Genomic DNA, 13,698 nt, shown 5'->3' on the forward strand with positions numbered 1-13,698 from the left:
CACCCTTACCAGCTTCTCGGCTTCAAGTAGTTATCATAGAGATCGGCCTCCGGCGTACCCGGCTCCGGGGAATAGCTGTACTCCCAGCGGGCAAGGGGAGGCATCGACATCAGGATAGACTCGGTACGGCCACCACTCTGTAGGCCAAACAAGGTACCGCGGTCGTACACCAGGTTGAACTCAACATACCGACCACGGCGGTAGAGCTGGAACTGGCGCTCACGCTCACCATAAGGGGTAGGGTGGCGCCTCTCGACAATCGGCAGGTATGCATCCAGATATCCATTACCGACAGCCTGCATGTAAGCAAAGCTCTTTTCGAACCCCCATTCATTGAGATCGTCGAAGAACAACCCGCCGACGCCACGAGTCTCATTGCGGTGCGGCAAGAAGAAGTACTTGTCGCACCACGCCTTGTGCTCGTCATACACGGAATCACCAAACGGCTGGCACAGCGCTTTGGCAGTATCATGCCAATGCTGGCAATCGTCTTCAAACGGGTAGAACGGTGTCAGGTCAAAGCCCCCACCAAACCACCAGACCGGCTCTTCCCCGTCTTTCTCGGCAATGAAAAAGCGGACATTGGCATGGGACGTCGGCACATACGGGTTGCGCGGGTGGATCACCAACGACACCCCCATCGCTTCAAAGCTACGCCCGGCCAGCTCCGGGCGGTGCGCGGTTGCCGACGCCGGCATCTGGGTGCCGAACACGTGAGAAAAATTAACACCGGCCTGCTCAAAGACACGCCCCTCGCGCAAGACCCTGCTGCGGCCGCCACCACCTTGTTCCCGCAGCCACTCATCTTGCTCGAAACTTGCCTGGCCGTCTTGCTCGGCCACAGCACGGCAGATCCTATCTTGCAGATCCAGTAAAAAGGCTTTAACGGCTTCTTTATTCACTTGCTGCATTCGCTTCACCCTATCCTTGGCGGAAAACATTACCGGTAATGGCATCCCTGATTTCAGAAGGATTATCTCGCCCTCCAGTTTCCCCTTCTAAAATCGCCGACAGCTGAGAGCCCAGCTGCGCTTCGACATCGGCCACCGTGCGGCCAGGCTCTTGCCCCGTCAGATTGGCACTGGTCGAGGTCAGCGGTTTGCCAAAAGCCAGGCACAGCTGCTGTACCTGGGGGTGATCAGTCACCCGCACGGCAATCGTATCAAACTGCCCGGTCAAGAAGCGCGGCACACCCGGCTTGGTCGGCATCACCCAGGTTACCGGCCCAGGCCAGGAGGCAAAAATACGAGCTCTCTGCTCTTCGCTCAATCCACTGTCATCGACATAAGGCGCCAACTGCTCATAGTTGGCGGCAATGAGGATCAGGCCTTTTTCAATCGGACGCTGTTTAAGCGCCAACAGCTTGTTAACGGCTGTTTCACTATCAGGATCACACCCCACGCCAAACACCGCTTCGGTCGGGTAGGCAATAACACCCTGCTGCTGCAAAGCAGCAACCACTTGATTAAGGTTCTCCACAGGTACCTCTTTGAAATGACTGACGTCCGTTTTAACGTTCTGTTTACCTATCTTACCGACTCCTTACTAACAACTCCATGCTCGTTAATCATTGTTGCAATTTACCCGACGCAAACGTTTTCCTTCACAAAAAATACTCGTATAATGCGCGGCACATGCATTAATACCTCACAGTTTAGTTACCCCAAAGGAGATCGGGATGAAAGTTGGGATCATCATGGGCTCAAAGTCAGATTGGCCAACCATGCAGCATGCGGCTGAAATGCTGGACCGCTTCAACATTGCTTATGAAACCAAGGTCGTTTCTGCCCACCGTACTCCGCACCTATTGGCTGAGTATGCAGAGCAAGCACAACAGCGCGGTATCAAGGTGATCATTGCCGGTGCCGGTGGCGCAGCCCACCTACCAGGTATGACGGCCGCCTTCACCAGCCTTCCTGTACTTGGGGTACCGGTTCAGTCCCGCGCGCTCAAAGGAATGGACTCCCTGCTTTCTATTGTTCAGATGCCAAAAGGCGTCGCTGTCGGCACCTTGGCAATCGGTGATGCAGGCGCTGCCAATGCTGGCCTGCTCGCCGCACAAATCATCGGCACCCAAGACAGCGCGGTCATGGCAGCAATCGATGCGTTCCGCAAAGAGCAAACCGACACCGTCCTGGCCAACCCGAACCCGGCAGAGGAAGCATGATGAAAGTACTGGTACTTGGTGCCGGGCAGCTCGCCCGAATGATGTCGCTTGCAGGTGCCCCGCTAAACATCGAAGTCTTTGCTTATGATGTTGGTACCGGCAATGTGGTGCACCCACTGACCCAACAAGTCATGCTGAAAGGGCTCAATACGGCTATCACCTATTCCGATGTGATCACGGCAGAATTCGAGCATATCCCCCATGAGATTCTGGATATCTGCGAGCAGAGCGGTAAGTTTCTCCCAACGACTGATGCCATCAAGGCCGGCGGTGATCGCCGCCTCGAAAAGGCATTGCTCGACAGTGCCGGTGTTGCCAATGCCAAATACCACCTGATCAACAGCCGTGACGATCTGACCGCCGCGATAGATACGGTTGGCCTGCCGATGGTACTGAAAAGTGCCCTGGGCGGTTATGATGGCAAAGGCCAATGGCGCCTGAAGCAACGTGAAAATGCCGACAAGATCTGGCCAGAAATGGCAGAGTTCATGGCACAGACCGATAACCAGGCAATCGTGGCCGAAGAGTTCGTGCCGTTTGACCGCGAAGTTTCATTGGTTGGTGCCCGAGCTAAGAATGGCGATATCGCGGTCTACCCACTGGCAGAAAACACCCACACAGACGGGGTCCTGAGCCTGTCCGTTGCCTTGACTGGCAATGAGGCACTGCAAGCCCAAGCAGAGGGAATGTTCCGCTCGCTGGCAGAAACCATGGACTATGTCGGCGTACTGGCCATTGAGTTCTTTGATGTCGGCGGCAAACTGCTGGTCAACGAAATCGCCCCGCGAGTACACAACTCCGGTCACTGGACCCAGCAGGGAGCCGAAACCTGCCAGTTCGAAAATCACCTGCGTGCTGTTGCGGGGATGCCCTTGGGCAGTACCGAGTTGCTTCGCCCAACGGCCATGATTAACATCCTAGGTGAGGATCGCCTGCCAACCGATTTGCTCAGCCTCCCGCAGTGCCATATTCACTGGTATGGCAAAGAAAAGCGCCCGGGCCGCAAGATGGGGCATATCAATGTCTGTGCCGCTACCCAAGAGCAGCTAGAGACGTCACTGAGCACTGTAGCCACTTACCTTGACCCAGTGGCATTTCCGGCTCTCAAGCGCTAGCTAGCCGACCAATACAACAAAGCCAGCACGATGCTGGCTTTGTTTTTATATGGGGGTGATCAGGCGGCCCCTAGTCTATGGCCTCTCCCTGATAGGCATGGCAACGACGATCGGCACACTGCAGCTTGGAACCGCTAGCCAGTTTCTTCTCAACCAGCAAACCAAAGCCGCATGCTTGGCAGCGACCAGCCACCGGTTTGGCATTGACCGCAAAGCGACAGCTTGGGTACTGATCGCAGGCATAAAACGCCTTGCCGTAACGTGACTTGCGCTCAACGAGACTACCTTGCTGGCACTGAGGACAGGGGATCTGGGTCGACTCAGCTTTTTTCTCGGGTGATTCAATATGGTGGCACTGTGGGTAGCCGCTGCAGCCGATAAACATGCCATAGCGCCCTTGGCGCAATACCAATTCCTCACCGCAATCGGGACACGCTTGCCCCAGATACTTGACGATATGGCCGTCATTTTGGGCCAGGGGCTTGATGTATTCGCACTCGGGGTAATGGGTGCAGCCAAGGAAAGGGCCGCGCTTGCTGTTGCGCATGGCCAGCGGCGAGCCGCATTCCGGGCACAGGTTATCATGCTCCAGCGCGTGCTCATGGGCACTGAATAGCTGGGTGTTAATTTTTCCAGACATACGACTCAATCATCTTCAACAACAACCCACCGCGGCACATTTAGTGTATGTAGCCATCTTCCATGCCGTACAGCAACTCTTCCATCTGGCTGTAGGCACTTTCATTTCCCGGAGCATTGAACAACACCATCAAGATAATCCATTTCAGATCATCGAGATTAAAATCCGCGGTCTCGAGTGCCATCACTCGGTCAATCACCATCTCCCGGGTATCTGCGCCCAATACATGGATTTGTTCAAGGTAGGTCAAGAAGCCGCGGCAAGTTGTATCCAGTCGTGACATTTCTTGCGCCGTGTAGATGCGCATTGCGGTCACTGAACTGGTGTTCATGTAAGGGGTTTCTTCGGTATCTTGCAGGGCGGCGAGCTTCTCTAGCCACTCTAGCGCCTTGTAAATATCTTCCTGGTGGAAACCAGCACGAAGCAACTCTTCGGAAAGTTCATCCTGATCGACCATGAGTTCCGCATCGCTGTGGATATAGGTTTCAAACAGGTACATTAGGATATCCATCATAACTAGCCCCTCCTCGTTCTGACATAGCCACCTGGTACGGCAGCGACCACGCCATGCAATTCCAACTCAAGTAACTGCATCATGACTTCATGAACGGGTAGCCCACTGCGTTCAGCAACTACATCTACGGGTGTTGCCTCATTGCCTACGTTAGCCAACAGCGCTGGAAATGGCAATTTTTCATTTTCAGGTTGTGGGGCGGAAAGAACCGATCGGCTACTTTTTGCGCACTCCGTCAGTACCCCCACGTCCTCAAAGATATCGACCGGCGTTTCGACTAATTTAGCACCGTTTTTTATCAACGCATGGCATCCTCGGCTCATTGCACTGTAGATCGATCCGGGAATGGCAAAGACGTCCCGACCTTGTTCCAGTGCATAGCGGGCCGTGATAAGAGATCCACTTTTGATTTCAGCCTCAACCACTAGTACGCCGACCGACAGCCCACTGATCACTCGATTACGGCGGGGAAAATGCTGCGGACGCGGTGCTTCATCGGGCCAGAACTCCGACACCAGCGCCCCCTGCTCGACAATCGTCGCGGCTAACTCGCGGTGCTTTGCCGGATAGACCTTATCAAGGCCAGAGCCCAATACCGCAACCGTGGCACCGCCATTTTTCAATGCTCCGTAATGGGCCCGGCTATCAATCCCCAGAGCAAGGCCACTTGTTACCACGTATTCCGCCGCGACCATCGCGGCAGCAAATTCATAGGCAGCCTCCAGACCATCAATACTGGCCGCTCGGCTGCCTACTATCGCCAGCTGAGGCTCATGCAACCAACGAGGCTCGCCGCGCACAAACAATACCGGGGGAGGAGAGGGGATCGCTTTGAGCATTGAGGGGTAGAGCGGGGAACCAAGGGGGATGATCTGCTGGTTGGGGCGGTGATGCCACTCGAGGCACCGCTCAATTCGCTGCAGCGGCGGATGTTTCAGATGCTGGCATTGGCGCTCGCTAAGGCCAAGTCCTCCCCGCTCGTGATCGGACATCTGCAACAGGCCGGTCGGGGTGGTGCGCTCCAGCAATCGTCCGATGCGATAACCACCTAGCTGGGGAGTGGATGCCACGACTAGCCAATCGTAGAGGGAGGACATTGCGCCGGCTTACCCTCGAGAAGGGGAGACTAACTGTGCCCCGGCCCTGAAGGGTTCTGTAGCCTTGGTCACAATGGCCAGGCTGAAATACTCATAGGGGCGGATCACCATCACTTCGCCAATTGGAACGGCCTGAAGTTGCGGTGGCTGGGAGAACCTCAAGCGAGGAGGCAGTATCGGACTTTCCGGCTTGCTGTAATCATAATGACCTTTCGTGCCAACATAACCCGCCCCGGGCCGGAGAAGATTGAACACCTGACCTGCGGCCAAGCCATCGAGATGCCCCTGATCCAATACCACAACCTCATGGGTTGCGATGTACTCCATCCCCCCGATACCGGACAATACACGGGCCTCGGCCGCAGCCGGAGAAGGGGAGGGTGAAAAGCTCATCGCCGCCTCGCTAACCGGCAACGGGGCAGGCAAGAGCACATCATTGGGCTGCACCTCGCGCCGGGATCCTGTCAGCAGCACTGCACTGGTCGTTCCCGATACCGCGACCACCTCTCCCCGCGCCACTTCTTTCAAACTGAAGACCTCGGCCGTTTCGCCAGATTCCAGCTCACGCTGCAAGAGCTGCTTGGGACGGAAGATCCCCCACTTATCCCCTTTGGTCAGCGGCATATCGACCCAAATCGTTTCTCCCCGGGGAATGTATCCCAAGGCCCGGTTTTCACCAATCACATGCGGCAAGTACTTCAGCTCTTTTTTAGCCAGCAACTTATCCTCTGCGAGATAGGGCAGCAGTAAATCAGCCGGCAGGGTCGTCACTGGCTTCGGCGAAACGACAGCCTTGGGGGCTAAATACCGACGCGGTTTACGCCGCAATCGGGGCTGGCCATCAACCCAATGTAAATAGAGCTGATCACCGGGGTAAATCCAGTGGGGATCCGCTACCGTGCTGCGGTTACTCTGCCACAACTCCGGCCAGCGCCATGGGCTGTGGAGGTAGTGCGCGGCAATATCCCAAAGGGTATCCCCCTTCTTAACCGTATAAATAGCGGGCGCACCGTCAATGAGGTTTAGATCTGAAGCCCGGGCTTGCCCCACCACACACATCCCGGCAACCGCCAGCCCCAGCACCCCGTACCCCAGTACCGTTTTCAGCATCCTCATTACTCCGCCCCCCTTCAGCCAAACCGACCATCAGGCTGTCACTGCCCCTTTACCGTGTCCAGCACACGGCTGCAGTTCACACGGAGTTTTCGGCCGGCTTCACTTTTCCGGCGCTGTTGTTGCAGACCGTTGAGGTGGCGCATGCAGGTGTCACACAGGGTTAATGCCAGCAGGTACTGCAACGGGGTACTATGATTTGGCTTTCAAAATGACTAGAATTAGAACAATTGAACGATCCCTGTTATCAGTACTGTCTTTAAAACGAGTATCTATGTCTGTATTGCAAGTATTAACATTCCCTGACGAGCGCCTGCGCACGGTTGCCAAACCGGTTGAAGCTGTGACCCCTGAGATCCAGAAGTTTATCGATGACATGCTGGAAACCATGTACGACGAAGAAGGGATCGGCCTGGCAGCAACTCAGGTGGACTTCCACCAGCGCATCGTGGTGATCGACCTGTCGGAAGAGCGCAATGAGCCAATGGTACTGATCAACCCTGAAATCATCGAAAAGCGCGGCGAAGACGGTATCGAAGAAGGCTGTCTGTCGGTGCCTGGTGCCCGAGCCCTGGTGCCTCGCGCAGCAGAGGTAACGGTAAAAGCCCTGAACCGTGACGGCGAGGAGTTCACCTTTGAGGCCGACGATCTACTGGCTATCTGCGTCCAGCACGAGCTTGACCACCTCGAAGGTAAGCTGTTTGTCGATTACCTGTCACCGCTAAAGCGCAAGCGCATCCAGGACAAGCTGTCCAAAATCAAGCGCTTCAACGAAAAACACGCGAACAAAGCCTAATTCGCGACCAGATTTAAGGACGCTACCTTGAGCAAACCTTTGAAAATTGTTTTTGCAGGTACTCCGGATTTCGCCGCCCGTCACCTGGCGGCGTTATTGTCTTCGGAGCACGACGTGATTGCGGTTTATACCCAACCGGACCGTCCTGCAGGGCGTGGCAAGAAGCTGACCGCCAGCCCAGTAAAGAACATTGCCCTTGAGCACAATATCCCGGTTTACCAACCGGAGAACTTCAAGTCTGACGAAGCCAAGCAGCAACTAGCTGACCTTGGTGCCGATATCATGGTGGTGGTGGCCTACGGCCTGCTGTTACCACAGGCCGTACTGGATACACCAAAGCTCGGCTGTATCAATGTCCATGGCTCTATCCTGCCGCGCTGGCGTGGTGCCGCGCCAATCCAGCGCTCGATCTGGGCCGGCGATAAAGAAACCGGCGTGACCATCATGCAGATGGATATCGGCCTGGATACCGGCGACATGCTAAAGATTGCTACCCTGCCGATTGAACCAAGCGATACCAGCGCCTCGATGTACGAGAAGCTGGCCGAGCTGGGTCCGGTTGCTTTGGTAGACTGTCTGGCTGATATTGCCGACGGTAGAGCCGTTGCAGACAAGCAAGACGACGCCCAAGCCAACTACGCCAAGAAGTTGAGCAAGGAAGAAGCCTGCATCAACTGGGCCGATGATGCCGCCCACATCGAGCGCTGCATCCGCGCCTTCAACCCGTGGCCGATGAGCTACTTTGTCGTGGCGGAGCAGAACGTCAAGGTGTGGCAGGCCAAGGTTGAGGCCGATAACCAAGGCAAAGCACCGGGAACGGTACTTTCGGCCGACAAGCAGGGGATCCTGGTGGCCACCGGCCAAGGGGCGCTGCGCCTGACCGAGCTCCAGCCGCCGGGCAAAAAAGCGATGAAGGCACAAGATCTTCTGAACTCGCGCCGCGAATGGTTCGAACCCGGCACGGTACTGTAACCTTCTAAGGGCCAGTGCTTGCACTGGCCTTACTTTTTTCACCCCGCAGCCATGGCGCTGAGCCACTGACTGCGGGTCAACACATCAGGAAATCTGCATGAACGTAAGAGCTGCAGCAGCCAAGGTTATCTATCAAGTGGTTGATCAGGGCCAGTCGCTTTCTACCGCCCTGCCGGCTGCTCAACAAGATATCAAAGAGCGTGACCATGCGCTGCTCCAAGAGATCTGCTATGGCGTACTGCGCTGGCTGCCACGCCTGGAGTCGATCACCCAGCAACTCATGGACAAGCCGCTCAAAGGCAAACAGCGCGTCTTCCACCACCTTATTCTTGTCGGTCTTTACCAACTGGGTTACATGCGCATCCCAGCCCATGCAGCGGTTGCCGAAACGGTCAATGCCACCAAGAACCTGAAAAAACCGCAGCTACGCGGCCTGATCAATGCCATTTTGCGTAACTACCAGCGTCAGCAGGAAAGTCTCGACCAGCAAGCTATCAGCCATGATGCCGGCCGTTATGGCCACCCGGGCTGGTTACTCAAGCTGCTGAAAGCGAGTTACCCAGAGCAGATCGACAGCATCACCAGCGCCAACAACACCAAGGCGCCGATGTGGCTTCGGGTCAACCGCCAGCACCACAGCCGCGATGCCTATCGCGCGCTGCTCGACGAGGCCGGAATCGAAACCGATATCCACCCGGAAGCACCGGATGCCCTCAAGCTCCATGCACCGTGCGATGTCAACAAGCTGCCGGGCTTTGCGGATGGCTGGGTGTCAGTCCAGGATGCCGCCGCCCAGCTGTCGGTAGAATACCTCCAGCCCCAGGCCGGCGAACTGATCCTCGATTGCTGCGCGGCACCGGGTGGCAAAACGGCCCATATCATGGAACGCCAGCCGGATACCCGAGTGGTCGCTATCGATTGTGATGACAACCGCCTCAAGCGGGTGCATGACAACCTCCAGCGCCTTAAGCTGTCGGCCCAGGTACTGTGTGCCGATGCCCGCCATCCTGAACAGTGGTGGCAAGGCGAGCAGTTCGACCGCATCTTGCTGGATGCACCTTGTTCGGCAACCGGTGTGATCCGCCGCCATCCGGATATCAAATGGCTGCGCCGCGCCGATGACATCACCGCGCTGGCCCAGCTCCAGTCGGAAATTGTCGATGCCATGTGGCAGCAGCTCAAGCCGGGCGGCACCCTGGTCTATGCGACATGCTCAATCACCCCGCAGGAAAACAGCGAGCAGGTCAAAGCCTTCCTCGAGCGCACCGCCGATGCCGAGCTGATCGGCAGCGATCGCCAGCAACCCGGCCGCCAGATATTGCCGGGCGAGCAGGATATGGACGGCTTCTACTATGCCGTTATGCGCAAAGCGAGCTAAATAACCGACCACGGAACTTGACCATCAAGTTCCGTTTTTTTGTCCACATTTCGGGACGTTAAGCGGGTAATTCTGCGTGTGAGCTTTCTATCGCTGAAAACTAAGTTATTCTAAATGAGCAGAGTTCTGCATGACCCTTATCCCGAAGCGTAGTAACCTACAACGATTCTACTAATCAGGCATATGCTATGAAAATTATCATTCTCGGAGCCGGACAGGTCGGCGGCACACTCGCCGAAAACTTGGTTGGCGAGAACAACGATATCACTATCGTCGATAAGGACCCTGAGCGCCTGCGCGAGCTGCAAGACAAATATGATCTGCGTGTCGTACAGGGCTTTGCCAGCCATCCCCGCACCCTGCGCGAGGCAGGGGCACAGGATGCCGACATGCTGGTCGCGGTCACCAACTCCGATGAAACCAATATGATCGCCTGCCAGATCGCCTTTACCCTGTTCAACACCCCGAACCGAGTGGCGCGAATCCGCTCGCCGGAGTACCTCAAGGAAAAGGACCAGCTGTTCCAGTCCGACGCCGTACCGGTCGATCACCTAATCGCGCCGGAAGAGCTGGTAACCGGTTATATCGAACGCCTGATCGAGTACCCGGGCGCCCTGCAGGTGGTAGGCTTTGCCGAAGACAAAGTAGGACTGGTTGCAGTCAAAGCCTACTACGGCGGTCCGCTGGTCGGTAATGCCCTGTCAGCACTGCGCGAACATATGCCGCATGTCGACACCCGGGTTGCCGCAATTTTCCGCCAGGGCCGGCCTATCCGCCCTCGCGGTACCACTATTATCGAAGCCGACGACGAAGTGTTCTTCGTTGCCGCCAGCAATCATATCCGCTCGGTAATGAGCGAGCTGCAGCGCCTCGAGAAACCCTACAAGCGCCTGATGATTGTCGGCGGGGGGAATATCGGTGCCGGCCTGGCCCGCCGCCTCGAGCAGAATTACAGCGTCAAGCTGATCGAGCGCAATCCGGAGCGGGCGGAAAACCTGTCCGAGATGCTGGAAAACACCATCGTGTTCTGTGGAGATGCCTCCGATCAGGAACTGCTGAGCGAAGAGCACATCGAGCAGATCGACGTGTTCATTGCCGTTACCAACGATGACGAAGCCAACATCATGTCGGCCATGCTGGCCAAGCGGATGGGGGCCAAGAAGGTCATGGTGCTAATCCAGCGCGGGGCCTACGTCGATCTGGTCCAGGGCGGGACGATTGATATTGCGATCTCGCCACAGCAGGCCACGATATCTGCCTTGCTGACCCACGTCCGCAAAGCCGATATCGTCAATGTTTCCTCGCTACGCCGCGGGGCAGCCGAAGCCATCGAGGCCATTGCCCACGGTGACTCGAGCACCTCCAAGGTGGTCGGCAGGGCCGTCGGCGAAATCAAGCTGCCGCCGGGTACCACCATCGGTGCGGTTGTCCGCGGTGAAGAGGTACTGATTGCCCATGACCGGACCGTGATCGAACAAAACGACCACGTGGTAATGTTCCTGGTCGACAAGAAATACATCCCAGACGTCGAACGCCTGTTCCAACCTAGCCCGTTCTTCCTGTAGCAGCCATCATGGTCAACTTTCGTCCCATTCTGTTCGTGATAGGGCTGGTCTTATCTAAGATCGCCCTGTTCATGTATGTCCCGACCCTGGTGGCCTTCGCCACCGGGACCGAGGGATTTATCGACTTCGCCACCGCGGTTCTGATCACCCATGTGGTGGCGTTCCTGTGCCTGACATTCGGCCGTACCAGCGAGTTCAAACTCGGGGTACGGGATATGTTCCTGATCACTACCTTGGTGTGGACCATTGCCAGTGCCTTTGCCGCCTTGCCGTTTGTCTTTATCAACCATATTAGCTTCACCGATGCCTATTTCGAAACCATGTCGGGGATCACCACCACCGGCTCGACGGTACTGAGCGGCTTGGATGATATGGCTCCTAGTATTTTACTCTGGCGCTCCACCTTGCAGTGGCTGGGCGGGATCGGCTTTATCGTGATGGGGGTGGCCATCCTGCCGATGCTCAACGTCGGTGGTATGCGCCTGTTCCAGACTGAGTCCTCCGACTGGTCAGATAAAAGCTCGCCGCGGACCAAAAGCGTGGCCAAGAACATCGTTAATGTCTACCTCAGCCTGACCGGCCTGTGTTTCCTCGGTTACCTGCTGACTGGCATGAACACCTTCGATGCCATCAACCATGCCTTTACCACCCTGTCGACCGGGGGCTACTCGACCTCGGACGGTTCAATGAACCACTTCTCCAACAGTGCCCACTGGGTGGCGATAGTGTTCATGTTTGCCGGTGGTTTGCCGTTCCTGCTGTTTGTCCAGGCGCTGCGCAAACGAGAGGCCCGCACCTTACTGAGTGATGCCCAAGTAAGGGGATTCACCCTCTTGGTGCTCGCCGCCGGGCTTGCCGTTGCGCTGTGGTTAACCTGGCAGTTGGACTACCGCTTTATCGACGCCTTCCGGGTCTCGCTGTTCAATATTATTTCGGTGGTCACCACCACCGGCTTCGGCCTCGATGATTTCACCGCCTGGGGACCATTCCCGACCATAGTGTTCGCCTTCATCATGCTGGTCGGCGGCTGCTCGGGTTCGACGGCAGGCGGGATCAAGATCTTCCGTTTCCAGGTCGCTTTCGCCCTGCTGCGCAAGCAGATGATGCAGCTGATCCACCCTTCGGGGGTGTTTATCCAGCGCTATAACGGCCGCCCGGTAACCGATGGGATTGTTCGCTCGGTGGTTGCCTTCGCCCTGACCTTTGTCCTTACCATCGTCGTGGTAGCCGCTGTCCTCGGTATGCAAGGGTTGGATGCCGTCACCAGTATTACCGGTGCTGTCACCGCCGTGGCCAACGTCGGCCCGGGCATGGGCGATGTGATAGGCCCGACCGGCAACTTTGCTACCTTGCCCGATCTGGCCAAGTGGACCCTGAGCTTCGGCATGCTGATGGGAAGGCTGGAAATCCTGACCGTACTGGTCGTGTTCTTCCCGGCATTCTGGCGCAACTAGCCCTACCGCCTGCGCAGAAAACAAAAGAGAGCCAACCGGCTCTCTTTTTTATTGAACAAACAGAAACGTGCTGCTCACCTGCCAACGGATCTCAGACCGGCTTGACGTAGAAGTAAATCGCCAAGAAATGGCAGACGGTGCCGCCCAGCACGAACAAATGCCAAATAGCGTGGTTATAGGGGATGCGCTTGTTGACATAGAACACCACCCCGACAGAATAAACAATGCCCCCAGCCGCCAGCAGTACCAAGCCGCCGGTGGCCAAGGACATCGCCAACGGGTAGATGGCTATCAGCGACAGCCATCCCATAATCAGGTAGGTTGCCAATGACAGCCGCTTGAAGCGATAGACAAAGGCGATTTTCAGTACAATGCCAATCAGCGCAATGGTCCAGATCACCACCATCAAGGTAATGGCAAGCGGCGTTCGCAGCGATATAAGAAGAAACGGGGTATAGGTGCCAGCAATCAGCAAGTAGATGGCACAATGGTCAAAGGTCTTCAATGCCCGCTTGGCCCGCTCGAACGGGATCGCGTGATACAGGGTCGATGCCAAATAGAGCAAAATCATACTGGCACCATAAATACTCAGGCTGGTGATACTCAGCGCATCAGCACCTGCACTGACCGCCTGCATCAGCAACAGGACCAGGCCAATAATCCCAAACACCATGCCTAGGCCATGGCTCACACTGTTTGCCACTTCCTCCGTCACCGAATACCCCGATCCGGTTAACACCTGCTCTGCCATTGCTGTCGTCCTCAAAAATAGAGTTTATGCTCAATAGAGCAGCAGTATGGCATATTAAGCTTACAGGTGTAAGCTGAAATGGGTATTTTTTAGCAACCGTTCTCATTTCACGGCCAAGGCAGCCAAAATCGACGGG

The 13,698-nt window shown here is 56.2% G+C and carries 14 protein-coding genes; 7 read left to right on the forward strand and 7 right to left on the reverse strand.

Annotation, left to right across the window (positions count from 1 at the left end; translation table 11 throughout):
* Window positions 1-5: 5 nt before the first annotated feature.
* Both hemF and tsaC read right to left on the reverse strand, forming a co-directional pair.
* A complete protein-coding gene (gene hemF / locus PTW35_RS17445; RefSeq protein WP_281025998.1) occupies window positions 6-911 on the reverse strand; it encodes an oxygen-dependent coproporphyrinogen oxidase in 906 nt (301 codons plus the stop codon).
* Between the two features lie 10 nt (window positions 912-921).
* Window positions 922-1,479, reverse strand: coding sequence for an L-threonylcarbamoyladenylate synthase type 1 TsaC (tsaC, locus tag PTW35_RS17450; RefSeq protein ID WP_281025999.1), 558 nt, complete (start codon window positions 1,477-1,479; stop codon window positions 922-924).
* 199 nt (window positions 1,480-1,678) lie between these two features.
* Between tsaC and purE the strand changes: the two genes are divergently transcribed.
* The gene (gene purE / locus PTW35_RS17455; RefSeq protein ID WP_281026000.1) at window positions 1,679-2,167 is read left to right on the forward strand and encodes a 5-(carboxyamino)imidazole ribonucleotide mutase; all 489 of its coding nucleotides are present in this window, start codon (window positions 1,679-1,681) and stop codon (window positions 2,165-2,167) included.
* The gene (locus PTW35_RS17460; RefSeq protein WP_281027552.1) at window positions 2,167-3,282 is read left to right on the forward strand and encodes a 5-(carboxyamino)imidazole ribonucleotide synthase; all 1,116 of its coding nucleotides are present in this window, start codon (window positions 2,167-2,169) and stop codon (window positions 3,280-3,282) included. Before purE ends, PTW35_RS17460 begins: the two co-directional genes overlap by 1 nt.
* A 70-nt stretch (window positions 3,283-3,352) precedes the next feature.
* Here the strand turns inward: PTW35_RS17460 and PTW35_RS17465 are convergent, their stop codons facing one another.
* The 4 genes from PTW35_RS17465 to PTW35_RS17480 are packed head-to-tail and all read right to left on the reverse strand — an operon-like array spanning window position 3,353 to window position 6,649.
* Window positions 3,353-3,922 carry a topoisomerase DNA-binding C4 zinc finger domain-containing protein gene (locus tag PTW35_RS17465; RefSeq protein ID WP_281026001.1) on the reverse strand — a complete coding sequence of 190 codons (570 nt, stop codon included), beginning with the start codon at window positions 3,920-3,922 and terminating at the stop codon, window positions 3,353-3,355.
* A 40-nt stretch (window positions 3,923-3,962) separates the two neighbouring features.
* Window positions 3,963-4,436 (reverse strand): DUF494 family protein, encoded by a 474-nt coding sequence (locus tag PTW35_RS17470; RefSeq protein ID WP_281026002.1) that lies wholly within the window; start codon window positions 4,434-4,436, stop codon window positions 3,963-3,965.
* 2 nt (window positions 4,437-4,438) lie between these two features.
* A complete protein-coding gene (dprA, locus tag PTW35_RS17475; protein WP_281026003.1) occupies window positions 4,439-5,533 on the reverse strand; it encodes a DNA-processing protein DprA in 1,095 nt (364 codons plus the stop codon).
* A gap of 9 nt (window positions 5,534-5,542) precedes the next feature.
* Window positions 5,543-6,649: a LysM peptidoglycan-binding domain-containing protein gene (locus PTW35_RS17480; RefSeq protein WP_281026004.1), complete on the reverse strand. Its 1,107-nt coding sequence runs from the start codon at window positions 6,647-6,649 to the stop codon at window positions 5,543-5,545.
* Window positions 6,650-6,920: 271 nt separating this feature from the next.
* Between PTW35_RS17480 and def the strand changes: the two genes are divergently transcribed.
* From def to PTW35_RS17505, 5 genes are all read left to right on the forward strand, one after another.
* Window positions 6,921-7,442 carry a peptide deformylase gene (gene def, locus PTW35_RS17485; RefSeq protein ID WP_281026005.1) on the forward strand — a complete coding sequence of 174 codons (522 nt, stop codon included), beginning with the start codon at window positions 6,921-6,923 and terminating at the stop codon, window positions 7,440-7,442.
* Between the two features lie 27 nt (window positions 7,443-7,469).
* The gene (gene fmt / locus PTW35_RS17490) at window positions 7,470-8,414 is read left to right on the forward strand and encodes a methionyl-tRNA formyltransferase (protein ID WP_281026006.1); all 945 of its coding nucleotides are present in this window, start codon (window positions 7,470-7,472) and stop codon (window positions 8,412-8,414) included.
* Between the two features lie 97 nt (window positions 8,415-8,511).
* Window positions 8,512-9,792, forward strand: a complete 1,281-nt coding sequence (gene rsmB / locus PTW35_RS17495; protein ID WP_281026007.1) for a 16S rRNA (cytosine(967)-C(5))-methyltransferase RsmB — start codon at window positions 8,512-8,514, stop codon at window positions 9,790-9,792.
* A gap of 188 nt (window positions 9,793-9,980) precedes the next feature.
* On the forward strand, window positions 9,981-11,357 hold the full coding sequence (trkA, locus tag PTW35_RS17500; RefSeq protein ID WP_281026008.1) for a Trk system potassium transporter TrkA: 1,377 nt from the start codon (window positions 9,981-9,983) through the stop codon (window positions 11,355-11,357).
* A gap of 8 nt (window positions 11,358-11,365) precedes the next feature.
* On the forward strand, window positions 11,366-12,811 hold the full coding sequence (locus PTW35_RS17505; RefSeq protein ID WP_281026009.1) for a TrkH family potassium uptake protein: 1,446 nt from the start codon (window positions 11,366-11,368) through the stop codon (window positions 12,809-12,811).
* Between the two features lie 91 nt (window positions 12,812-12,902).
* Here PTW35_RS17505 and PTW35_RS17510 read toward each other — a convergent pair whose 3' ends face one another.
* A complete protein-coding gene (locus tag PTW35_RS17510; RefSeq protein ID WP_281026010.1) occupies window positions 12,903-13,562 on the reverse strand; it encodes a hemolysin III family protein in 660 nt (219 codons plus the stop codon).
* Window positions 13,563-13,698: the final 136 nt, after the last annotated feature.

Source organism: Photobacterium sp. DA100 (assembly GCF_029223585.1).
In the GTDB taxonomy this organism is placed as follows: Bacteria; Pseudomonadota; Gammaproteobacteria; order Enterobacterales; family Vibrionaceae; genus Photobacterium.